The sequence below is a fragment of the Xanthomonas sp. NCPPB 3442 genome, from assembly GCF_056725145.1.
The window spans coordinates 1,016,613-1,038,581 of record NZ_CM161514.1 but is presented as its reverse complement, the minus strand read 5'-3'; the positions used below and the strand labels follow the sequence as shown (position 1 = coordinate 1,038,581).

16 protein-coding genes and 2 pseudogenes are annotated in these 21,969 nt (G+C 64.9%); 6 read left to right on the top strand and 12 right to left on the bottom strand.

The window, feature by feature from the left end:
• Window positions 1-194 precede the first annotated feature (194 nt).
• The 3 genes and pseudogenes from AC1POX_RS04710 to xerD all read right to left on the bottom strand — a co-directional run bounded on the left by AC1POX_RS04710 (window position 195) and on the right by xerD (window position 2,444).
• Window positions 195-992, bottom strand: a complete 798-nt coding sequence (locus AC1POX_RS04710) for a DsbC family protein (protein ID WP_372356797.1) — start codon at window positions 990-992, stop codon at window positions 195-197.
• 226 nt (window positions 993-1,218) lie between these two features.
• A pseudogene (locus AC1POX_RS04705) lies at window positions 1,219-1,454 on the bottom strand (hypothetical protein); the annotation flags it as partial.
• An 18-nt stretch (window positions 1,455-1,472) separates the two neighbouring features.
• Window positions 1,473-2,444 carry a site-specific tyrosine recombinase XerD gene (xerD, locus tag AC1POX_RS04700; RefSeq protein WP_041470163.1) on the bottom strand — a complete coding sequence of 324 codons (972 nt, stop codon included), beginning with the start codon at window positions 2,442-2,444 and terminating at the stop codon, window positions 1,473-1,475.
• A gap of 355 nt (window positions 2,445-2,799) precedes the next feature.
• Between xerD and AC1POX_RS04695 the strand changes: the two genes are divergently transcribed.
• On the top strand, window positions 2,800-3,267 hold the full coding sequence (locus tag AC1POX_RS04695; protein ID WP_057680831.1) for an RDD family protein: 468 nt from the start codon (window positions 2,800-2,802) through the stop codon (window positions 3,265-3,267).
• A 110-nt stretch (window positions 3,268-3,377) separates the two neighbouring features.
• Here the strand turns inward: AC1POX_RS04695 and AC1POX_RS04690 are convergent, their stop codons facing one another.
• The 3 genes from AC1POX_RS04690 to lptF are packed head-to-tail and all read right to left on the bottom strand — an operon-like array spanning window position 3,378 to window position 5,867.
• The gene (locus tag AC1POX_RS04690) at window positions 3,378-3,677 is read right to left on the bottom strand and encodes a hypothetical protein (protein ID WP_014091062.1); all 300 of its coding nucleotides are present in this window, start codon (window positions 3,675-3,677) and stop codon (window positions 3,378-3,380) included.
• Window positions 3,678-3,681: 4 nt separating this feature from the next.
• A complete protein-coding gene (gene lptG / locus AC1POX_RS04685; RefSeq protein WP_014091063.1) occupies window positions 3,682-4,788 on the bottom strand; it encodes an LPS export ABC transporter permease LptG in 1,107 nt (368 codons plus the stop codon).
• The gene (gene lptF, locus AC1POX_RS04680; protein ID WP_008571793.1) at window positions 4,785-5,867 is read right to left on the bottom strand and encodes an LPS export ABC transporter permease LptF; all 1,083 of its coding nucleotides are present in this window, start codon (window positions 5,865-5,867) and stop codon (window positions 4,785-4,787) included. Before lptF ends, lptG begins: the two co-directional genes overlap by 4 nt.
• Before the next feature lie 107 nt (window positions 5,868-5,974).
• On the opposite strand from lptF, the gene AC1POX_RS04675 reads away from it, so the two are divergent.
• From AC1POX_RS04675 to AC1POX_RS04660, 4 genes are all read left to right on the top strand, one after another.
• Complete coding sequence (locus AC1POX_RS04675; RefSeq protein ID WP_011348593.1) at window positions 5,975-7,447, top strand: leucyl aminopeptidase; 1,473 nt, start codon at window positions 5,975-5,977, stop codon at window positions 7,445-7,447.
• Window positions 7,447-7,818: a hypothetical protein gene (locus AC1POX_RS04670; protein ID WP_372356796.1), complete on the top strand. Its 372-nt coding sequence runs from the start codon at window positions 7,447-7,449 to the stop codon at window positions 7,816-7,818. Before AC1POX_RS04675 ends, AC1POX_RS04670 begins: the two co-directional genes overlap by 1 nt.
• Window positions 7,818-8,243, top strand: a complete 426-nt coding sequence (locus AC1POX_RS04665) for a DNA polymerase III subunit chi (protein WP_008571796.1) — start codon at window positions 7,818-7,820, stop codon at window positions 8,241-8,243. The genes AC1POX_RS04670 and AC1POX_RS04665 overlap by 1 nt, the downstream gene beginning before the upstream one ends.
• A 198-nt stretch (window positions 8,244-8,441) precedes the next feature.
• A complete protein-coding gene (locus AC1POX_RS04660; RefSeq protein WP_372356795.1) occupies window positions 8,442-11,276 on the top strand; it encodes a valine--tRNA ligase in 2,835 nt (944 codons plus the stop codon).
• A gap of 294 nt (window positions 11,277-11,570) precedes the next feature.
• On the opposite strand, the gene AC1POX_RS04655 is transcribed toward AC1POX_RS04660, so the two are convergent.
• The gene (locus AC1POX_RS04655; protein ID WP_338334288.1) at window positions 11,571-14,450 is read right to left on the bottom strand and encodes a TonB-dependent receptor; all 2,880 of its coding nucleotides are present in this window, start codon (window positions 14,448-14,450) and stop codon (window positions 11,571-11,573) included.
• Window positions 14,451-14,710: 260 nt separating this feature from the next.
• Here AC1POX_RS04655 and AC1POX_RS04650 point away from each other — a divergent pair, with 260 nt between their 5' ends.
• Complete coding sequence (locus tag AC1POX_RS04650; protein WP_031424383.1) at window positions 14,711-16,684, top strand: transglycosylase SLT domain-containing protein; 1,974 nt, start codon at window positions 14,711-14,713, stop codon at window positions 16,682-16,684.
• A 313-nt stretch (window positions 16,685-16,997) separates the two neighbouring features.
• Here AC1POX_RS04650 and AC1POX_RS04645 read toward each other — a convergent pair.
• The 5 genes and pseudogenes from AC1POX_RS04645 to pssA form a co-directional block, all read right to left on the bottom strand.
• Window positions 16,998-18,044, bottom strand: a pseudogene (locus AC1POX_RS04645) (pectate lyase family protein); the annotation flags it as partial.
• 8 nt (window positions 18,045-18,052) lie between these two features.
• Window positions 18,053-19,167 (bottom strand): IS3 family transposase gene (locus tag AC1POX_RS04640; protein ID WP_409350108.1). Its coding sequence is split into 2 segments (ribosomal slippage): window positions 18,053-18,910 and window positions 18,913-19,167, totalling 1,113 coding nucleotides; the frame shifts between segments, so codons are not numbered across the junction.
• 975 nt (window positions 19,168-20,142) lie between these two features.
• Window positions 20,143-20,625: a ribosomal protein S18-alanine N-acetyltransferase gene (gene rimI / locus AC1POX_RS04635; protein WP_007964194.1), complete on the bottom strand. Its 483-nt coding sequence runs from the start codon at window positions 20,623-20,625 to the stop codon at window positions 20,143-20,145.
• On the bottom strand, window positions 20,622-21,077 hold the full coding sequence (locus tag AC1POX_RS04630; RefSeq protein ID WP_008576989.1) for an alanine acetyltransferase: 456 nt from the start codon (window positions 21,075-21,077) through the stop codon (window positions 20,622-20,624). Before AC1POX_RS04630 ends, rimI begins: the two co-directional genes overlap by 4 nt.
• A gap of 22 nt (window positions 21,078-21,099) precedes the next feature.
• Window positions 21,100-21,873: a CDP-diacylglycerol--serine O-phosphatidyltransferase gene (pssA, locus tag AC1POX_RS04625; RefSeq protein WP_008576987.1), complete on the bottom strand. Its 774-nt coding sequence runs from the start codon at window positions 21,871-21,873 to the stop codon at window positions 21,100-21,102.
• Between the last annotated feature and the right edge of the window lie 96 nt (window positions 21,874-21,969).

Genomic DNA, 21,969 nt, shown 5'->3' with positions numbered 1-21,969 from the left:
GTCCGGCGGGAGCGTTGTCGCCGCTTCCGTGCCAGCGAGTTGCGCCGGCCAGCATGAAGGGGGCGGCCAGATGGCGGCGACTCCCAGAAACGGCAAAGGCCCGGATGCGGTCGCACCTGGGCCCTTGTCATTGCGCAAGCGACCACCGCAACGTCGCCATCGGCGACGCCACGATGATCAGAGCCGAGACGGCCTCAGCGGCTGCCGCCTGCCGTGCTCACGGCACGCTTTTCCAGCGCCTCACGCAACTGCGCCGGCGGCAGGTAGCCACCGAGCTGGGTGCCGTCGGGCGCGAAGATCGCCGGCGTTCCATTGACGCCCAGGCGCTGGCCAAGGTTGTATTCCATCGACACCGGGTTCTTGCAGTCCTTGGAGGCGACCGGCTGACCCGACTTGGCAGCAGTGAGCGCCTGCTTGCGATCGGCAGCGCACCACACCGCAATCATTTCCTTATGGTCCTGGCTGCCCAGGCCCATGCGCGGGAACGCGAGGTATTCCACCGCGATGCCCTGCTTGTTGAACTCGCCGATCTCGCTATGCAACTTGCGGCAGTAACCGCATTCCACATCGGTGAAGACGGTGACGGTGTACTTCGGGTTGGCCGGGGCGAACACGATGCGGTCGGCCTTGGGCACGGTGTCAAGCTGCTTGCGGCGGTAGGCCAGCAAGCCCGGGCTGGCGGCGAACTGCTTGTTCTGGATGTCGAATGGCTGCGCCTGGATCAGGTAACGGCCGTCGTCGCTGACGTATAGCACCTGCCCACCGACGACCACTTCGCGGAAGCCGGGGAACGGCGCAGCACCGATGTAATCGGGCTTGAAATCCGGGTCCAGTGCCTTGAGCGCCGTGCTCACGCGCTGGTCCACCGTGCCGGTGGCGGCGGGCGCGGCGGCGGGCTTGGCGCCGGCAGTGCTTGCCGCAGGCTGCGAGGATTGTGCGCAGGCGGTAAGGCTGATCGCGCCCAGCAGCGCGGCGATGGCAAGACGATACATTCACGCATCCAGATGGAATGAGGTGCCCAGATTCTCGCACAGCGCAGATGAAGCCTGGCCGCGGCCGCGACAGATTGTGAACGCTACAGGCACCCCGTTGCTGCACCTGCTGGACAGACGCAATACGGAGCGTGGCCTGCCGGGTCTGGCGGCGGGCTGGGCACTTTCGCCGTCGCAAGGCGCCTTGAAGGTGCCCGTAAGCGTCGTCCCCCGCTCTGATTGTTTCCTGGAGTGCACCGCCGCGTGACGTCCGGCGCTGAGCGTCAGCTCGAGGTATGACAACCAGGAGGTCACGCCAGCCGATGCCAGCCTGACCGGCAACGCCGCCGGAGCCGCCGAGCGTGTCTGGCGAGCCACCCAGCAACGTCGGCTGGCGATGTTGGTGCGGCCGCCAGCGCGGCGATGACCTGTTGGCAGTTCTGCCGCAACCGCGACAGGTGCGTCGCCGGCACGCATGCGCATGGCAGGGCGCTGGGCCGACTAACCGCGCGGATGATGGCTGGCGTGCAGTTTCTGCAGATGCTGGCGCGCCACCAGCGTGTAGATCTGGGTGGTCGACAACGAGCTGTGGCCCAGCAGCATCTGCAACGCGCGCAGGTCGGCGCCATGGTTGAGCAGATGGGTGGCAAAGCTGTGGCGCAGCCCGTGCGGGCTGACCGTGTCCGGGTCGATACCCGCGACCGCCGCATAGCGTTTGACCAACGCCCAGAACTGCTGTCGGCTGAGCGGCCGGCGCGCGGCGTCGATGAACAATGGCACCTGCCCGTCCACCGCCGCCACCGGCTTGTTCGCGGCCAGCAGCGGGCGCGCCTCGCGCAGGTAACGCTCCAGCCAATGCTGGGACTCCTCGCCCAGCGGCACCAGCCGGTCCTTGCTGCCCTTGCCGGTCACCCGCAGCACGCCCTGGCGCAGGTTCACCCCCACTGCCGGCAGGTTGACCAGCTCGCTCACACGCAGGCCCGCGGCGTACATCAACTCCAGCATGGCGCGATCGCGCAGGCCTGCCGGGGTGTCAACGTCCGGCGCGGCCAGCAATGCCTCGATCTGACTTTCGGTCAAGGCCTTGGGCAGCGAGCGTGGCAGTTGCGGCGGATCGATCAGGGCGGTGGGGTCGTCGCTGCGCACGCCATCGCGCAGGCACAGCCCGTAGAACGCACGCAAGGTCGACAACAGCCGCGCCGTGCTGCGCGGGGAATAATTGGCCTGGGTACGCCAGCGCAGATAGTCGAACAGGGCGGCACGGTCGATGCCGAGCAAGCCGCCATGTGCGCCGTCGCGCCAACGCGCCAGCCCTTCCAGGTCGCGCCGATAACTCTCCAGGGTCTGCCGCGCCACGCCTTGCTCGGCCCAGAACCGGTCGAGAAACCGTTCGATCACGCTGGCATCGGCCGCCTGCACCGGTGGCAGCTGGCGGGCAAGTTGGCGGCGTTCGGCGGGGCTGCTGGCAGACATCGCCACAGCATAAAACGCGGCGCGCGTTTTGAGCGCCAATGCGCGTGGGTTGCCGGTAGGTGTGTTGCCTGCGCGCGCGGGGCGGTAGATGTGCGCGTCATTGTTCTGCCTGATCAGCACGCGTCGGCCGCAGGCGCAAAGGCGACCCGGATCGCGACGCCAGCGCCGCCATGGCCGGTAGGTCCCGGCATGGGCATACGCCCGATTGAACACGCCGCGTCTGCGCACCAGCCGTCGCGCCAGGATGCGATTGATCGCCGTTCGATGCGTGGCGTGCGTCAGCGCGTGCAGGCACCAGAGCGCGGCTACTGCAGCGCGGCGTTGCGCCGTGCTTGGCGACCGTTATGCTCGCGCCATGACCTCGATCCCTTCGCCTCGCGTTGCGCGCCCCCCTGCCCTGGTGGGCTGGCGGCTGCTGGCGTTGTGCTACGACGCCTGGCCGGTGCTGGCGCTGTCGATGCTGATCTCCACCGTGTTCACGCTGGGCTTTACGCTCGCCGGGCACCCCGCGCGCGAAAACATCGCGCCTTTCAGCGGCTGGCAATGGCTGTTGTGGCTGTGCTGCTGGATCGCCGCAGGTATCTACGCCACCGTGAGTTGGCGGCGCGGCGGGCAGACGCTGGGCATGCGCCCCTGGCGGCTGCGCTTGATCGACCCACAGGTGTCATGGCGTGCGCTGTGGATCCGCTATGCCGTCGGCACCTTGTCGCTGGCGCTGGGCGGGCTGGGGTTCTGGTGGGCGTGGCTGGATCGCGACCGGCTGACCTGGCACGACCGTGCGAGTCACACACGGCTGGAACGGATTGCCAGGCCATTGAAGTAATCAGGTCGGCAGTCCATCACCCGCATATCCAGGCTCCGGCATGTTCCATGCATGCGACTTCTACCTGGAGTGGGACGGGGCCGGCGGCAGTGACAAAGCCAGGCTGCGGCTTATTTGGCGCCCAAGAAGACGCGCGCAATCAGCCACTGAAACGCATGCCCAACTGCATACAGCACTGCCAGAAATGGCGGAACCAACAACGCATAACTTGTCGCCCAAGGCATGTTGGTCAACCAGGCATCCGCGTGGAGAGCATCCAGTGCGATCAGCTGAGGCGTCAACGGCAGTTGCAGCAGAACGAAGTGGCCCTTGGGATCGCCCTGAGCGCTGAGCGCTCCCCACACGCAAAAAGCAGCCGCCGCCAGATACAGCAGGCAGAGCGCCACACCCAACACGCTTACCCGCCGCATGCGCTCAGCTACTACGCCTGCGGAACAACCACGCCGACACACCCAGCATCACCATGGGCGGCAGCGCATAGGCAATGCGGTAATCCAGCTTGAGGGCGCCGGCCATGCGGCCGAAGAACAGCTGCAGCAGCCAGAAACCCAGCGCGAACAGGATGCCCAGGAACAGGCGCTTGCCCAGGCCACCGCTGCGCAGCGAGCCGAACGAGAACGGGATTGCCGCCATGCACAGCGCCAGCACGTTGAGCGGATAGAACCACCGGCTCCAGTACTGATCTTCGTAATCGCGCGCGTCCAATCCATTGCGGCGACGGTATTCGATGCTCTGCTCCAGATCGTGCGCAGAAAGATTGCGCGGCTTGGCCAGGCCAGCGGCCAGCGCGGCAGGATTCAGTTGCGACTGCCACGGCAATTCGGGAAAGGTTTCGCGCTGCACCGAGCGTTCCTGGAAGGTGTCGCGACGGACCTGACGCAGGGTCCAGCGGCCGTCGCGGTGTTCGGCCACCGAGGCGTAGGTCAACTGCTGCATCCTGCCACTGGAATCAAGGTGGTAGAGCCGCACATCGTGTAGATCGAGTGCGGTGCCACCGCCATCGAGCAGCTTCTCTTCACCGCTCAATGCATTGAGGAAGGTGTCGCCCTCGCGTGCCCACAGCCCGGCGTAGCGCGAAGACGCCATATCGCTGTTGAAGCGGGCACTGGCCTTGAGCGTGTCGGCCTGGTTCTGTGCCCACGGCCCGATGGTTTCGCCACTGATCACCATGCTGGCGGTCAGCAGCGCCATCGCTGCGACGACCGATGCGGACATGCGCTTGCGCGACACGCCCAGCGCGCGCAGCGCCGTCAGCTCGGAGGTGGCGGCCAACTGGCCCAGGCCCATCAGCGCGCCAATCACCGCGGCAGTCGGGAACAAGGTATAGGCCCGGCGCGGCACGGTGTAGGCCACGTAAGCCACCGCGTGCCCGAAGGTGTAGCTGCCCTGCCCGATGTTCTTGGCTTCGCTGGCGAAGGCGTTGACCAGATCCAGCCCCAGCAGCACCGCCCAGGTCAGCAGCACGGTGAACAGCACCACGCGACCGACATACCAATCGTGGACCCGCGGCGTCAGCTTCATGCGCGCGCCCCCGGCCGACGCACGCGGCCATCGCGCGCATACGCCCACACCGCCACGGCCAGCAGCGGCAGCGTCAACCACCACAGGCCCAGCGCCGCCGGAGTCTTGCCATTGGCGATCCACTGGGTGCCGACGATCATCAGATTGGTGCCCACCATGTAGGCCAGAAACGCCAGCATGATCCGGCCATAACGCTGTTGCCGCGGCGCACTGCGCGACAACGGCAAGGTGAGCAAGGCAAACGCCAGCGCCAGCAACGGCGGCGCCAGGCGCTCATGCAGCTGGGCGCGCGCGGCAGGGCGCTCGTCGGACAGCAGCTGGGTGGTCCACATCACTTCAGGGTCGTTGGCATCGTGCACGCGGGTGCGGTCTGGCAGGGCGATATCGCTGCTGGCGAACTTCATCAAGCGGTAGTCCAGGGTCGCGCCGCTCGCCGGGCCCTCGGTGCGGTAGCCATCGTCCAGGCGCAGGTAACGGTCGGTCTTGCCTTCGAAGAACATCGCGCCGCGGTCGGCGGTGACCACATCGATGCGGTCGTTCTGCTGGCGCTGCATGAAGACCTTGCCCAGGCCCTTGCCGTCGGCAGAGATCGTTTGCAGGTAGACCACCCCGCCGCCGGACAACGGCGTGAACTGGCCCGACTCCAGGCCGGCCATCAGCACGCTGCGGTTGGCATCTTCCAGCATCGCCTCGGCGGTACGGCTCGCCCAGGGGCCCAGCCACAGCGAGCACAACCCGATGACCACCACCACCGGCACCACCAGCATCAGCATCGGCCGCAGCATGCGCCTGGGGCCCACGCCAATGGCGGTAATGACGGCCATTTCTGAATCGCGGTACAGCCGCGCCAGTGCCAGCAGCAGGCCCAGCATCAAGGCCAGCGGCAGGATGATGGGCAGATACGCCACGAATTGCAGCCCTACCTGCGACAGCAGCAAGCGCGCCGGGATGCGGCCGTCGGCGATATTGCCGAGGATATCCACCAGCACGCCGCCGACGCTGACGACCAGCAGCACGATCAAGGTGGCCAGGAAGCTCTGGGTGAAATCGCTAAGCAGGTATCGATCGAGCTTCGGCATGGGGTGGGCTTGTTTTAAACTCTCGGATTCGTTCGCGGCGCCGCCAGCCTAGTCCGGTTGGCGTAAACAGCCCGCGATTGTACGGATTTGCCTACGGAATCTGATCAATGGCCCTGCAATTCACCCTGAACCAAGACGCGCCGGCAAGCGCTGCCGTCGACTGCATCGTGGTTGGCGTGTTCGCCGACAAGACCCTTTCGCCCGCTGCCCAGGCGCTGGACAGCGCCAGTCAGGGTCGCTTGACGGCCTTGGTCGCGCGCGGCGACGTGGCCAGCAAGACCGGCAGCACCACGCTGCTGCACGACCTGCCCGGCGTCACCGCGCCGCGCGTGCTGGTGGTCGGCCTGGGCGAAGCCGGCAAGTTCGGCGTGGCGCCCTACCTCAAGGCCGTCGGCGATGCGACCCGCGCGCTGAAGACCGGCGCGGTCAGCACCGCCCTGCTCACCCTGACCGAACTCAGCGTCAAGGCCCGCGATGCGGCCTGGAACATCCGCCAGGCGGTGACCGTCAGCGACCATGCCGCCTACCGCTACACCGCCACACTGGGCAAGAAGAAGGTGGACGAGACGGGCCTGACCACCCTGGCGATTGCCGGCAACGACGCCCGCGCGCTCGCCGTGGGCGTGGCTACCGCCGAAGGCGTGGAATTCGCCCGCGAGCTGGGCAACCTGCCGCCGAACTACTGCACCCCGGCCTACCTGGCCGAGACCGCCGCCGCATTTGCCGGCAAGTTCCCGGGTGCCGAAGCCGAGATCCTGGACGAGGCGCAGATGGAAGCGCTGGGCATGGGCTCGCTGCTGTCGGTGGCACGCGGCTCGGCCAACCGCCCGCGCCTGATCGTGCTGAAGTGGAACGGCGGCGGCGACGCGCGTCCCTACGTGTTGGTCGGCAAGGGCATCACCTTCGACACCGGCGGCGTCAACCTCAAGACGCAGGGCGGCATCGAGGAAATGAAGTACGACATGTGCGGCGGCGCCAACGTCATCGGCACCTTCGTGGCCACGGTCAAGGCCGAGCTGCCGATCAACCTGGTGGTGGTGGTGCCGGCGGTGGAGAACGCCATCGACGGCAACGCGTACCGCCCGTCGGACGTGATCACCAGTATGTCCGGCAAGACCATCGAAGTCGGCAATACCGATGCCGAAGGCCGCCTGATCCTGTGCGATGCACTGACCTACGCCGAGCGCTTCAATCCCGAGGCGCTGGTGGACGTGGCCACGCTGACCGGCGCCTGCATGGTGGCGCTGGGTCACCAGACCGCCGGACTGATGAGCAAGCACGACGACCTGGCCAACGAACTGCTGGCCGCCGGCGAGCACGTGTTCGACCGCGCCTGGCGCCTGCCGCTGTGGGACGAATACCAGGGCCTGCTGGATTCCACCTTCGCCGACGTCTACAACATCGGCGGCCGCTGGGGCGGCGCCATCACCGCCGGCTGCTTCCTGTCGCGATTCACCGAGAACCAGCGCTGGGCGCACCTGGACATCGCCGGCGTGGCCAGCGACGAAGGCAAGCGCGGCATGGCCACCGGTCGCCCGGTCGGTCTGCTGACCCAGTGGTTGCTGGATCGCGCCGCCTGATGTCGCCGCGCGCTGCACTGGCGCTCATCGCTGGCTTCTCCGTCGTGAACGGAGCCGCCAGCGCGGTGCCGGGCTGGACCAGCCCCGGCATCGATCTGCTCTGGATCGTCGTGCAGCTGTTGCTGTTGTTTGTGTGGCTGGCGGCCGACAGCCGCCGGCTTGGCTACCGCCGGCCGGCCTGGATGAATATCGGCATCGTGGCCTTGGCCGTGCTGTTCCTGCCGGTGTACCTGTACCGTTCGCGCCCGCCCGGGGGCCGCCTGCGCGCATTCGGCGGCCTGCTGTTGGCCGTGCTCGGCTGTGCGGCCCTGTTCGTGGCCGCCGGCATGACCACCGAATTGTTGCTCTCCTCCCGCTTTGTGACCGCCTGATGCCCCGTGCCGACTTCTACCTGATCGCCAAGCCGCGCTTCCTCAACGAACCGCTGCGGCTGGTCTGCGAGCTGGCGCGCAAGGCCAACGACGCCAACCTGCCCACCTTGATCCTGGCCCGCGATACGCAGCAGGCCGAGGCGCTGGACGACCTGCTGTGGGCGTTCGACGACGAGGCCTACGTGCCGCACCAGATCGCCGGCACCGATGAGGAAGACGAACTGGCCCCGGTGCTGATTGCCGCCCCGGAGTTCGCCGCCCCCTCGCGCCCGCTGGTGATCAACCTGCGCGACGACCCCTACCTGGGCGCCTGCGACCGCGTGCTCGAAGTGGTGCCGGCCGACCCCGCCGCCCGCGAACCGCTGCGCGAACGCTGGAAACAGTACAAGGCCCTGGGCCTGGAACTGACCAAGTACGACATGTGAGTGCGGCGGGGATTGGGGAGTTGGGATTGGGGATTCGTAAAGCAGATCTTGCGTCTCCAACGACTGCATCCAACCTCAGACAGCCGATCTTCGCTCCGCAGCACCAACACCGACATTGACGAGTGGATTGCCGGTGACTCTCGCCGGCCCCATGACGCAACCAATCCCGAATCCCGAACAACGAATCCCGGCGCCCCTATGACCACCCTCGCCTCCAGCTACGACCCCTCTTCCTTCGAATCGCGCCTGTACGCGCAGTGGGAGGCAGCCGGTTATTTCGTGCCGTCCGGCAAGGGTGAGCCGTACACCGTGTTGCTGCCGCCGCCCAATGTCACCGGCACGCTGCACATGGGCCATGCGTTTCAGCAGACGCTGATGGATGCGTTGGTGCGCTATCACCGCATGCGCGGTTACGACACCTTGTGGCAGGTGGGCACCGACCATGCCGGGATCGCCACTGAAATGGTGGTGTCGCGCAATCTGGCATTGGAAGGCAAGGGACAAACGCGCGATTCGCTCGGCCGCGAGGGCTTCATCGCCAAGGTGTGGGAGTGGAAGGCCGAATCCGGCGACACCATCGAGCGCCAGATGCGCCGGCTGGGCACCTCCAGCGATTGGTCGCGCAGCACCTTCACCATGGACCCGCAGCCATCGGCCGCAGTCAACGAAGCGTTCGTGCGCTGGTACGAGCAAGGCCTGATCTATCGCGGCCAACGCCTGGTCAACTGGGACCCGGTACTGAAGACCGCAATCTCCGATCTGGAAGTGGAAAACGTCGAAGAAGACGGCTTCCTGTGGTCGATCCGTTACCCGCTGGCCGATGGCGTCAGCTACGAACACGTCGAGCACGATGCCGACGGCAACGAGACGCTGCGCGAAACCCGCGATTATCTGGTGGTGGCCACCACGCGCCCGGAAACCCTGCTGGGCGATACCGCGGTGATGGTGCACCCGGAAGATGCGCGTTATCTCACGCTGCATGACGCCCGCATCGTGCTGCCGCTGACCGGCCGCCAGGTGCGGGTGATCACCGACGATTATGTCGACCGCGCGTTCGGCACCGGCGTGGTCAAGGTCACGCCGGCGCATGACTTCAACGATTACCAGGTGGGCGTGCGACATGGCCTGCCGCTGATCAATCTGTTCACCGTCACCGCCACCATCAACGAGAATGCGCCGGAGCGCTATCGCGGCCTGGATCGTTATGACGCACGCAAGCTGGTGCTGTCGGAACTGGAAGACCTGGGCGTATTGGTCGAAACCAAGCCACACAAGCTGCAGGTGCCGCGCGGCGATCGCACCGGCCAGGTGATCGAGCCCTACCTCACCGACCAGTGGTTCGTGAAGATGGATGCGCTGGCAAAGCGCGGACTGGAGCTGGTCGAAAGCGGCCAGATCAAGTTCGTGCCGCCGAACTGGATCAACACCTATCGCCACTGGATGGAGAACATCCAGGATTGGTGCATCAGCCGCCAGCTGTGGTGGGGCCATCGCATTCCGGCGTGGTTCGACGAGGCCGGCAAGTGCTACGTGGGCCATGACGAAGCGCAGGTGCGCGCCAAACATGGCCTGGGTGCGGAGATTGCGCTGCACCAGGACAGCGACGTGCTGGAAACCTGGTTCTCCTCGCAACTGTGGCCGTTCTCCACGCTGGGCTGGCCGGATGCGCAGGCGATGGCCGAGCGCGGCTTCGCGCGTTATCTGCCGTCGTCGGTGCTGGTCACCGGCTTCGACATCATCTTCTTCTGGGTGGCGCGCATGATCATGGCCACCGACAGCTTCACCGGCCAGGTGCCGTTCCGCGATGTCTACATCACCGGCCTGATTCGCGATGCGCAGGGCCAGAAGATGTCCAAGTCCAAGGGCAACGTGCTCGATCCGCTGGACATCATCGACGGCATCAGCATCGAGGATCTGGTCGCCAAGCGTACCCATGGCCTGATGCAGCCGCGCATGGCCGAGAAGATCGAAAAAGCCACGCGCAAGGAATTTCCGGACGGCATCATCGCCCACGGTGCCGATGCGCTGCGCTTCACCATCGCCGCGCTGGCCACGCATGGCCGCGACATCAAGTTCGATCTGGGCCGCGCCGAGGGCTACAAGAACTTCTGCAACAAGCTGTGGAACGCCACGCGCTTCGTGTTGATGAACACCGAAGGCGCACGCTTTACCGGCGTGCCGCAGCCGCGCACCGAAGCGGAAAAGTGGATTTTGGCGCGCCTGGACAAGGCCACCGCAGAAACCCACGCGCATTACGCCAACTATCGCTTCGACCTGCTCGCGCAGTCGTTGTACGAATTCGCCTGGAACGCGTTCTGCGACTGGTTCGTGGAGCTGGCCAAGCCGGCGCTCAACAACCAGGACGCCGACGCGGCCGCCAGCACGCGCCACACGCTGCTGTATGTGCTGGAGTCGTTGCTGCGTCTGTTGCACCCGCTCACCCCGTTCGTCACCGAAGAGTTGTGGCAGCAGGTCGCGCCGCGTCTGGGCATCACCACTGCGACGATCTCGTTGCAGAGCTTCCCGCAGCCCGGCGATGTCGACACCAGCAGCTATGCCACCGCTGAAGCCGATGTCGAATGGCTCAAGTCGATGGTGTCGGCGCTGCGTCGCGTGCGCAGCGAATTGAACGTGCCACCGTCCAAGCAGGTGCGCCTGCTGCTGCAGGCCGGCACTGCCGACGACCGCCCGCGCGTTGCCCGCTTCGCCTCGCAGCTGTCGTTCCTGCTCAAACTCGAACGCATCGACTGGCTGGACGCTGGCCAGGACACACCGCCGTCGGCCGCCGCCATCGTCGGCGAACTCACGCTGCTGGTGCCATTGGAAGGCCTGGTCGACATGGATGCCGAACGCACTCGCCTGGACAAGGAAATCAAGCGCGTGGAAGGCGAGATCGCCAAGTGCAACGGCAAACTCGGCAGCGCCACCTTCGTGCAGAACGCACCGGCCGCCGTGGTCGAACAAGAGCGTGCGCGCTTGAACGACTGGACCACGCAGCTCACCGGCCTGCGCGAGCAGCGCGCGAAGATCTGAAGCGGTTGATCAGCTGCTAGCGTATCGAGGGCGTAGTGCCCTCGCCGCTTGCGGGACCAGCCGTTACATCAGCATGTCCGTCATGTCTCGATTGCAGACATGCGCACCGACCAGCTCGACTGGTCCTTGCCCGCCCACCGTCGCGGAACCCTTGGCGGCATGGATGCCGCCAAGGAGCCTACAAGGACGTACTTGCGGCGTGTCCTGCGATGGTGGGCGGGCAAGGTCCCTGCAGGAAAGCCGCAGCGCCAGTGCCGTTTTGCCAACACATCGCACCAGCCAGGCACCGTTGGACTAAAACTTCAAATCCACACGCGCATACCAGAAGCGTCCGCCGGGAATATCGTAGGTGGATGCGTCGTAACCATTGAGGGAGCACGACAGGCAGATCGGCGGATCCTTGTCGAATACGTTGTTCAGGCCGGCCGTGAGTTGCAGGCCCTTGAGCCAATCTATGCGATAGCCCACTTGCGCGTCGTGATAGGTGATCGCATCCAAGCGGTTTGTTCCCACCGACGGATCCGAACACACCGCAAACTCCACCGCGTCACCGCACTGCTCGGTGAGCTTGGAAATGTGCCGCGCAGTCCACGAAGCCGTCCAGTTGCCCAGCGACCAATCCAATACCGCGTTGCTGGTCCACTCCGGAATTGCGCTGTCCACCACCTCGATGCCCGGGCCTTGCGGCTGTCGCTGACCCGCCGCACCCAGCGCCTCGTAGCGGCCTACCAAGGTGTTCTGCCACGATAGTTTGAAGCGCCCGAATGCGGTTTGCGGCAAGGTCCAGAATAGATCCACGTCCCAGCCGTCGGTCTTGATCGAGCCCAGGTTGGTCAAGCGGTTATTGAAGGCGTTGATGCCGCCGGTGGATGCCCGCCCTATGCCATCGCAGTACAACGCATCCAGCGTATCCACGCACAGATCCAGCTGCGTCTGCGCATTGATCGCCTGGATCGCGCCATCCACATGATGGCGATAGAAGGTCACCTCCAGGTCGAGGCGGTCGGACCAGCTGGCATCGCTCGCAAATCCCGGGCTGAAGACGAAGCCCGCACTGAAACTGCGCGAACGCTCCGGATCAAGTTGCGCGTTACCGCCGGTGGTGACCGAGATCTGCTGATTGGCCTGCTGATAACCGGCAGGCACACCGAGCGCTGCGCAGTTGGCCGCACTGCCGCGCGGCGCGGTGCCGCCCAGACCGATCGAGCACGGGTCCGACAACTGCAGGTCCGCACGCGCCGCCGAACCGAACAGCTCGCCGATGGTGGGCGCCCGGAAGCCTTCGGCATAACTGGTGCGCAACACGAACTCATCGGTGACCTGCCAACGCAGGCCGTACTTGGGCGTGAACTCGCCACCGAACGTCGAATAGTCCGAATAGCGCCCGGCGATATTCAGATCCAGTTTGTCGCCCAATGCCGAGTTGGCGAAGATCGGAATATTGAGTTCGAGATAGGCTTCATTGACGTCGTAGCTGCCTGCCGTGGGCAACGAGGGCACGCCGTTGTAACGCCCGGCCACGGTGAGCGGATCGGGCTGATAAGAGCCTTCGTACTTGCGGTATTCGTAACCGCTGGCGAACGACACCGCACCGCCTGGCAACTGGAACAACTCGCTGCTGAGGTTGGCGGTGAACAGGCTCAATTCGTTCTGGCTGCGGTCGCGCACCACCGGTTGGATCCAGCGCAACATCTCCGGCGTGATGCTGCCGGCACCGCTGAAGATATCCAGCGGCACGCAGCCGGCCACGGCCGCGCAGGCAGCCGGGTCGCCCAGCGCCAGGTTGATGTTGTAGAGGTTGTAGCTGCCGGAGTTGGTCTGCTCGGCCTTGTTCTTGCTGTACATGCCGTTGACGTCCCAGAACCAGGTCCGCCCTGCGCCTTCGAACGTGCCGACCAGGCCGGTGCCGAAATATTGGGTATCGACCTGTTGCTCGTAACGCCGCGGCCCGCCTTCCACCGGCCTGCGACCGATCTGGATCAGATTGGTGGCCGAATCCAGATCGAATCCGAACGGGTTGAACGGGTTGCGCGCGGAGATCACGATGTTGTCGGCCAGCGGGTTGCCGGTACCGGCATCGGGCCCGAGGAAGATGGGCTCCGGTGCGGCCTGGTTGGTCGATTCGCGCCGGTTGCCCAATGCCTTGACGTACCACTGCACGTCGTCGTTGAAGTAATAGCGGAACTGTGCAAACACGCCCTTGCGCTCGGACGGCGTCAGCAACAGGTTCTGCTCGGCAAAGTTGTAGCGGTCTGCGGTGCCGAAGCAGTGATAGTCATCGCTGCGCGTGCAACCGCCGCCGCCATCGTATTGCGGTGTGCCCACGCCGGCATTGGGCGTGAGGTTCTGGCGCACGCCGGTGTTGGGATCGACGAACTGGAAGCGGCCATCCGGCGTTGCCGAGCTGGCGAAGGTCAGCCCGGTGCCAGGAATCGGGAAGCGGGCCTGCGCACGATCGCGCGCATAGATCGGATCCTGTTTGACGTAGCTGGCGCCCAAAAACAGGCTGAAATCCTCTCCGCTTTTACCCCAGGCCAGATCCATGCCCTGGTTGGCGCCATCGCCCTTGCCGTACTGCCCGTAGTTGAGCGTGACCTGCGCACCGTCGAAGGTGCGACGGGTGATGATGTTGACCACACCGGCAATCGCATCCGAGCCGTACAGCGACGAGGCGCCGTCTTCGAGCACTTCGATGCGCTCGACGATCGCCAGCGGAATGGTGTTGAGATCGGTCGACGAACCCACGCCGGAGGCGGAGGATTCATTGACCCAACGAATGCCATCCACCAGCACCAGCACACGCTTGGAACCGAGATGGCGCAGATCCACCTGCGCCGAGCCTGCACCCACGCCACTGCCATCGGGCGGAAAGCCGAAGTTGCCGGACGAATTGAACTTGGCATTGAGCGCCGAACCGGACGCGGTGAGCTCCTGCAGCACTTCGCCGATGGAGGTCAGGCCGGTGCGTTCGATATCGGCACGATTGAGCGTCTGGATCGGTACCTGGCCCTGCAATTCCGCGGTCTTGATGCGCGTGCCGGTGACCTGCACGCTGTCGAGCGTGCGCGTGTTCGGTGCGGCCTCGGGCTGTTGCGCCCAGGCCAGTGTGGGAATCAGACACAACGACAACTGCACGGCCAGGCATGACCGACGGGGGCCAATCAGACGCTTCATCCTTTCTCTCTCCAGAAGGATTCTTGAGTGTCCGCACGCCCCCGTGCCCTGCGGTCCTTCCCAATTCTTAAACGAAACATTAACGCATCGCAACTGGCGGTGCAGCAGCGCACCGCGCGACAGCGGTCGCAACAAGGTGTCATCTGCACGCACGCGCGTGCTCGACCCATAGCGCTTGCAAGCGAAGACTTTCCTCACTATCACGCGCAAGCGACGCGCATTCACTCAGGCGCTCAGGCGTGCTTGGGTATCATCACTTCATGACTTATGCCCCCCGCCTTGCCACTGTTTTCATCGGCCTGCTGTGCCTTGGCAGCACCGCATTGCACGCGCAAACCCTCGACCCGCAGCTGACTGCCATGCGCGATGCCATCGCGGCCGCAGAGCGCGGCCAGACCGATGCCGGTCAGCTCGCTGCGCTGAGCCGCCATCCGCTGTATGGATGGCTGGAATTTGCCACGCTCAAGCGCACTATCGACACTGTCTCCAACGCGCAGGCGCAAGCATTCTTGCAGCGCTACGCCGGCCAGCCTGTGGCTGAAAGCTTCCGCAGCACATGGTTGCCGGCAGTGGCGCGGCGGCAGGACTGGAACACGCTGCTGGCCAACTGGAAGTCCACCGACAACGTTGGCCTGCGCTGCGCGCAACTGACTGCGCGCCTGGCCACTGGCAAGGCCGATGCCCAATGGAGCCGCGATGCGCTGACGCTGTGGCGCAATGGCAAGGCGCTGCCCGATGCTTGCGATGCAGTGGTTGCCGGGCTGGAATCGCGCGGTGAACTCACGCCGGCGCTGCGCTGGGAACGTGTGGAAGCTGCTGCCGATGCACAACAGCCTGCGATCATGCGTACGGCCGCACGCGGGCTACCCGCCGCCGATCTGGCCCTGGCCACCGATTACGCTGCATTTCTCGACAAGGTCCACCCGCGTGCACTAGGTTGGCCCAAGACCGAGCGCAGCCGCCGCATCGCGGTGGACGGGCTGGCCAAGTTGGCCAAGAGCGATCCCGACGCTGCCGAGCAGCAGCTACCGCAACTTGCCGGTGCGCTCGGCTTCAGCCAGGCGCAGCGTGGGCAGGTGCTGTACCAGATCGCATTGTGGACCGTCGCCTCGTACCTGCCGGATTCGGCGCGTCGGCTCAATGCCGTACCGGACGCGTCCTACGACGAACGCCTGCACGAATGGCGTGCACGTGAGGCGATGTCGCGCGGCGACTGGCCGGCGGCATTGGCCGCGATTCGCAAGATGCCGGCGAGCCAGCGCAGCGACTCACGTTGGCAGTACTTTGAAGCCCGCCTGGCCGAAAAGACCGGCGCTGCTGCGGCGGCCCAGCCGCTGTATCGCGCCGCCGCGCAATCGCCGACCTTCCACGGATTCCTGGCCGCCGACCGCCTGCAGCAGCCTTACCGGCTGTGCCCCTGGGAGCCCAACGACAGCGCGCAGGCGAAGGCCGCTGTTGCGCGCGACCCGGCCCTGGTCCGCGCAATCGCGTTATTTCAGATCGACCGCCCCGGTTGGGCCGTGGCCGAATGGAACGATGCCGCCACCCGCTTCGACGACACCCAGCGCCGTCTGGCAGTGGAAGTTGCCGGCGACAACGGCTGGTTCGACCGTGCGGTGTTCGCGCTCGGCAAGCAGCCGGACGAACAACGGCTGTATGCGTTGCGTTTTCCGCTGCACCACGACGACAGCATTCGTCGCGAGGCCGCCAAGAATGCGATCGACCCAGCCTGGGTGGCTGCGGAAATTCGTGCCGAAAGCATCTTCAATCCGCGCGCGCGCTCGCCGGCCAACGCAATGGGCCTGATGCAGGTGTTGCCTGGCACTGGCGCGGCCGTCGCCAAGGGGATCGCCCTGCCCGGCTATGCGGGTGCCACCAGCCTCTATGAGCCGGACACCAACATCGCCATCGGCACGGCGTATCTGCGCCAGTTGCTCAACACCTACGGACTGCCCTACCTCACCATTGCCGCCTACAACGCAGGTCCAGGCCCCACCGGGCGCTGGCAGTCGCAGCGGCCGAATTTCGAGCCGGACTTCTGGATCGAAACCATCAGCTACAAGGAAACCCGCGACTATGTCGCGCGCGTGTTGGCCTTCAGCGTGATCTACGACTGGCGCCTCAACGGCGACATGCTGCCGCTCAGCGACCGGCTCATGGGCAAGCTGGTGGACAAGCGCTTGAAGCCGGTCTGTACCCCGGGCCAGGCAGCCAATAACACCGCGCAGGATTGAGCGACGCCGGGTGCCCTGCACGGTTGCAGGGCCTTGGCGAGTGCGTAGCGCGTCATTGCGTACGGCAGCTGACGCAGCAGGACGCCGCGCAGGGACGGGCAAGGATGTACCTGCAGCGTGTCCAGCGATCATGGATAGGCATGGATAGGCTTGGATAGGTAAGGGTGTTGCAAGCAGCTCCCGACTGCCCGTTGCAACGCCGCTACTTCCGTGAGACCCCACATCGCCACGCGGAACGCACAACGCCCGCATCACTGCGGGCGTTGTGCAACGACGTGCGGCGCTGACTTTGCAGCCCTGCAACCAGTGGCGGTTAGAGCTTGCCGGCGCCTGCCTTGGCCTTGACGTCTGCAGCGACCTTGTCGGCCGAGAGCAGGTTGTAGGTATAGGGCGGGGTCCAGCCGATGTTGGTATTCCACGAGCACGACAGCGCCTTGCCATTGAGCAGGGAACCCTGATCGCGATACACGCTGCCACCATAGTCGGCGGCAATCTTGTCGCAGCTGCTGACACCGCTGATCTCGAACACGTTCCGCTCGGAGAAGATCTTCGACTCCTTGCCCACGCCATGCGCGTAAGAGAACGGATAGACCTTATTGCTGGTGCTGCCGACGTGGTAGTTGTTGTACAGATGCACCTGACCGAAGCGCACACGCGGAGCGCGCGCGGAAATGTTTTCGAACAGGGTATTGTGAATGGTGACCTTGAGCTTGCCGCTGTCGGTACTGGACGCGCTGTCGCTGGAGCCGATCAGGTTGTTCTTCTCGTGCGACTTGAAGGCCGAATACGAGACGGTGACGAAATTGGCGCCTTTCTTGATGTCCATTGCGCCGTCGTGGTGCTGCTTCGGACGGCCATTTGCGGTGCCGTTCTGATCGTCGGTCCTGCGGCCATCGGTGAAGGTGACATGGTCCACCCACACGTTGCTGGCGCCTTCCACGGTCAGGCCGTCGTACTCCGCATTCCAGTTGCCGGCGCTGCCGTCATCCGGGTCCCAGACCGGTTCCGGGTCCCATGGATTTTCGATGGTGAGGTTGCGGATGATGACGTCGTTGGCCTTGACGTACATGTAGCCTTCGCGGATTTCCGCGTTGCTGGTGATGCCTATCAAGGTGGTCTTGGTCGGAATATCCAGGCGCGCACGTGACTTCATGTCCGAGGTCTTGGTGTACGGCTTGCCTTCGCTGATATCGATGATGCCGCTGACCTTGATGATGCGTCCGTTGCTACCGACGCTTGCGCTCAATGCAGCTTTCAACTCGGCGGCATTCTTGACGGTGTAGATATTGGCGGCAGCCGCTTTGGAGCCGCCCTTGGTGCCGCCGTTCTGGGTTGCCCAGCCCGTGGTTGCAACCGTTAGCTCCCCCGTCAAGCAGGCACTTCAAAAGTAGAGCTTTCGGCGTACTTGTTGCGGTACTCGACCGGGGTCATTCCGCCGAGCGAATCATGGGATCTTGCTTCGTTGTAGTCGATCATCCACCAGTGGGCGGCTTCGCGCACATCGTCGAGGCAGGCGAAGAGATTCAGGTCGAGCACTTCCTCGCGGAACGTGCGATTGAAGCGCTCGATGAAGGCATTCTGATTTGGCTTTCCCGGCTGGATGTACTGTAGTGCGACGCCATTGGTCTTGAGCCAGCTGGTGAACGCTTCGCCCAGGAACTCGGGGCCGTTGTCCGAGCGCACCACCTGCGGCAAGCCATGATCGCGTTTGATCTGCTCGAACACACGCACAAGCCGTTGCGAGTTGATCGAGGTGTCAACCTCGATGTGCAGCGCCTCGCGATTGAAGTCATCCACCACGTTGAAGGTGCGAAAGCGTCGTCCGCATGCCAGCGCATCGCTCATGAAGTCGACCGACCAGACCGTGTCTGGCAGCCTCGGCACGTAGAGCGGCACCCGCTCACGCTTGGGAAGGCGACGCTTTGCAGCGCGGCGTAGGTTGAGCTTCATGGCCTTGTAAACGCGATAGATGCGTTTGGGATTCCAACCTGGTTGCTGCTTGCGAAGGTAGTCGCTGCACTTCCAGAAGCCACGACTGGGGTGCGCTTCAACGTAACGCGCGATCTCGGCAATCAGCTCGGCATCGCGCACCGTCCAGTCCAGAGGCGGTGCATACCAAGCGGCACGCGACAGCCCGACGCATGCACAGGACCGGCGCAACGGCCGCGCGTGGACCTCGATAAGGAACCGCACCGCCTCGCGTTTACGCGCCGGCCCTAGAGTTTTTTTGCGATCAGGTCCTTCATTGCCGCGTTGTCGAGCGCCAACTCGGCATACATCCGTTTGAGCTTGGCGTTCTCGGACTCGAGCTCCTTGACCCGCCGCAGCTCGGACGCCTCCAAGCCGCCGTACTTGCTCTTCCACTGGTAATAGGTCGCCGTGCTGATGCCGACTTGGCGACAGATGTCTTTGACTGGAACGCCTGCGTCGGCCTGCTTGAGCGTGGCGATGATCTGTGTCTCGGTGAACTTCGATGTGCGCATGGAACCTCCTGACTTGGGAACGATGCCAGAAAGATCTACTTATGCGGTGTCTGCGGATCGGGGGAGCTTACGCAACCTCCAACGCCGCATCGGCATAGGCAACGCCGGTGAGCAGCAACGACCCAACGAACAGCGACGCGGCGGCCGCCGTCGAAAATTTCGGCTTCATCTTGATCTCTCCCTCAGATGGGTTCGATGCGCCGCGCAGCGGCGCACCCCTGGTCCAGCAGACTCGGAACGTATTATTCAGCTGTGGAATATTCCATTCCGCGGAGCCGATACTAGGAGCATTGCAACCGCTTGTATCTAGACGTTTTTCGGATATGCATGCGTAATCACGCAAACGCTTGCGAGACACAAAAGAAGAGACAAAACGCTGCGATCAGGACACGCGGAGACAGCGCAAGGACACTGCAACGCAGCAAGATTGGGTGTCACGCCATGCGGGGTGCCACGCGAGAAGGCACGCCACCGTGCAAATACCTGTATTTTTCGACGTGCTCGTCGTTGCAATCCATTGCCGCGCTGCGGCATTGGACATAAACCGCAACGAAAAAAGCGCTTATCGGCCCATGGCGAAACATTCGCCACCTCGCAGACGGCCGTATCTGCCAACACCCTGCGCGAAGCGCAAACCCATCGCCGCAGTGTTGCCGGCATTCCACATGACCACGTTGGGATCGATTGCACAGGCGCAGCATTGTGTTGACCCCATGCGTTTTGATACGCATGGGGTCAGCGCTGCCCTTAATCAATTGGGCTACCGTGTCGCTGCGGACCTCATCAAGCCGGGTGGTAGTGCGCAAGACCAGCCCGTTGGGCAAGCGTGATACCGCACGCGCCATGCGCAGGTGCGTCATGCAACCGCTCAGCGCAAGCATCGAATCGAAAAACCATCAGCGCCGGCATCCAGCGCAGCAACCGCGCACCGCAGCGACGCCAACCAGCCGCATCCTCAACGACGAGTGCGTGCGCTCAGGAAAATCCTTCGAAGAACAATTCGATCGCCATCACCAACGCGTCTTCGCGCCCGGTGTGGGATGGGTAATAGCGCGGGCGCCGGCCGATTTCGTTGAAGCCTTCGGAGTGGTACAGCGCGATCGCCGATGGATTGGACGGGCGCACTTCCAGGAACGCGCGCCGCGCACCGCGATCGCAGGCGCCCTTGATCAGCGCGCGCAGCAACACGCGACCGTGTCCTTGCGATTGCGCCTCCGGTGCGATGCAGACGTTGAGCACGTGCGCCTCGTCGGCGGCGATACTGATCACGCCATAGCCGATGACACGGCCGCCCTGCTCCATCACCCAGCCGGGGTAGCCGGCCTGCAGGCAGTCGCGAAAGATGTTGCGCGTCCACGGAAATGGATAGGCGCGCAGCTCGATCTCCATCACCGCATCCAGGTCGCTCTCGCGCATGGCGCGCAGCGAGGTGGGTTGCGGCGCGTTCAATGCGCTCACGCCGGGTCCCGGCGCCGACGCAGCGCGCGCAGCTGCGGCCACAGCGCGCGCTTGGCGGCCGGATTGCCGCGCAGTTCCGCCAGCGGCCAGGAGGCCATCAAGGCCTGGGTCGCAGGATCGCCCGGATTGCAGCCGGACGCGCGCAGCAAGGCCATCTGCAGGCGATCCGGCATGCCGACACGGCTGCGCCGTTGCGGCGCCGACGCTGGCGCAGTGCTGGGCGCGCGGGGCGCTTGGGCCGGTGCCGCCGGGGCATTCCGCCGCGCAACGGGCGCATTGGCCGTTGCAGGGTACGGCGCACGCTCCATACGCGTCGGTGCGGCCGTGGGTGCGCGCTCGGCAACCTCGACAGGCGCCGGCAATGCGTCGACCGCAGCGCGGTCCAGATACACGGTGTGCCCCAACGCCTGCAGATACGACACCTGCAGATCGGACCACATCGGCTCGCTCATCGCCTCGCTCACAAAAACCGGCTCATGGCAGCTCGGGCACGCGCCGCCAGCGTCGCCACAACCACATCAACGGACCCGACAAGGCGTACAGAACCCCGATCACCAGCAACGAGCGCGCCAGATCGATCACCAACAGCGCAATCACCACCGTGGCGATCGCCAGCGCCAGGAACGGCACGCGGTCGGCACGCGGGCCGCGCGCGCCGCCCTTGAAGCTCCAGAACCGGATCCGGCTGACCATCAGCAACGCCGCCACCACCGTGACCGCCAGCGCCACATAGCGAAGCTGCTCGCCATCGAAGCCCAGGCTGTCGTCGGCGAAGGCCCAAACGAAGGACATCATCAGACCAGCCGCCGCCGGGCTGGCCAGGCCGATGAACCAGCGTTTGTCGACCACGCCGACCTGGGTGTTGAAGCGCGCCAGCCGCAGCGCCGCGCAGGCCGCATACAGGAAGGCAGCCGACCAACCGACCCGGCCCATCACGCTACTGTCGTACTTCAGCGCCGACAGCGACCAGTGGTACATCACCAGCGCGGGCGCCATGCCGAAGCTGACCAGATCGGCCAGCGAGTCGTACTGCACACCGAATTCGCTGCTGGTGTTGGTCAGACGCGCCACCCTGCCATCCAGCCCGTCCATCACCGCAGCCACGAACACCGCCATGGCGGCCTGGACGAACTGCCCATTGGCGGCGGCGATGATGGCGTAAAAACCGGAAAACAGCCCGGCGGTGGTGAACAGGTTCGGCAGCAGGTAAATCGTGCGCGAGCGCGGGGGCGGTCTCATCTCATCCATCCGCCAAGTGTAGGGCCTGAGGTCTGTCCGGCGGTAGCGCGCTGGCTGGTTCAGCGCCCTGCGCGCCCATCACTTGCCAGCGCCCGCTGCGGATGC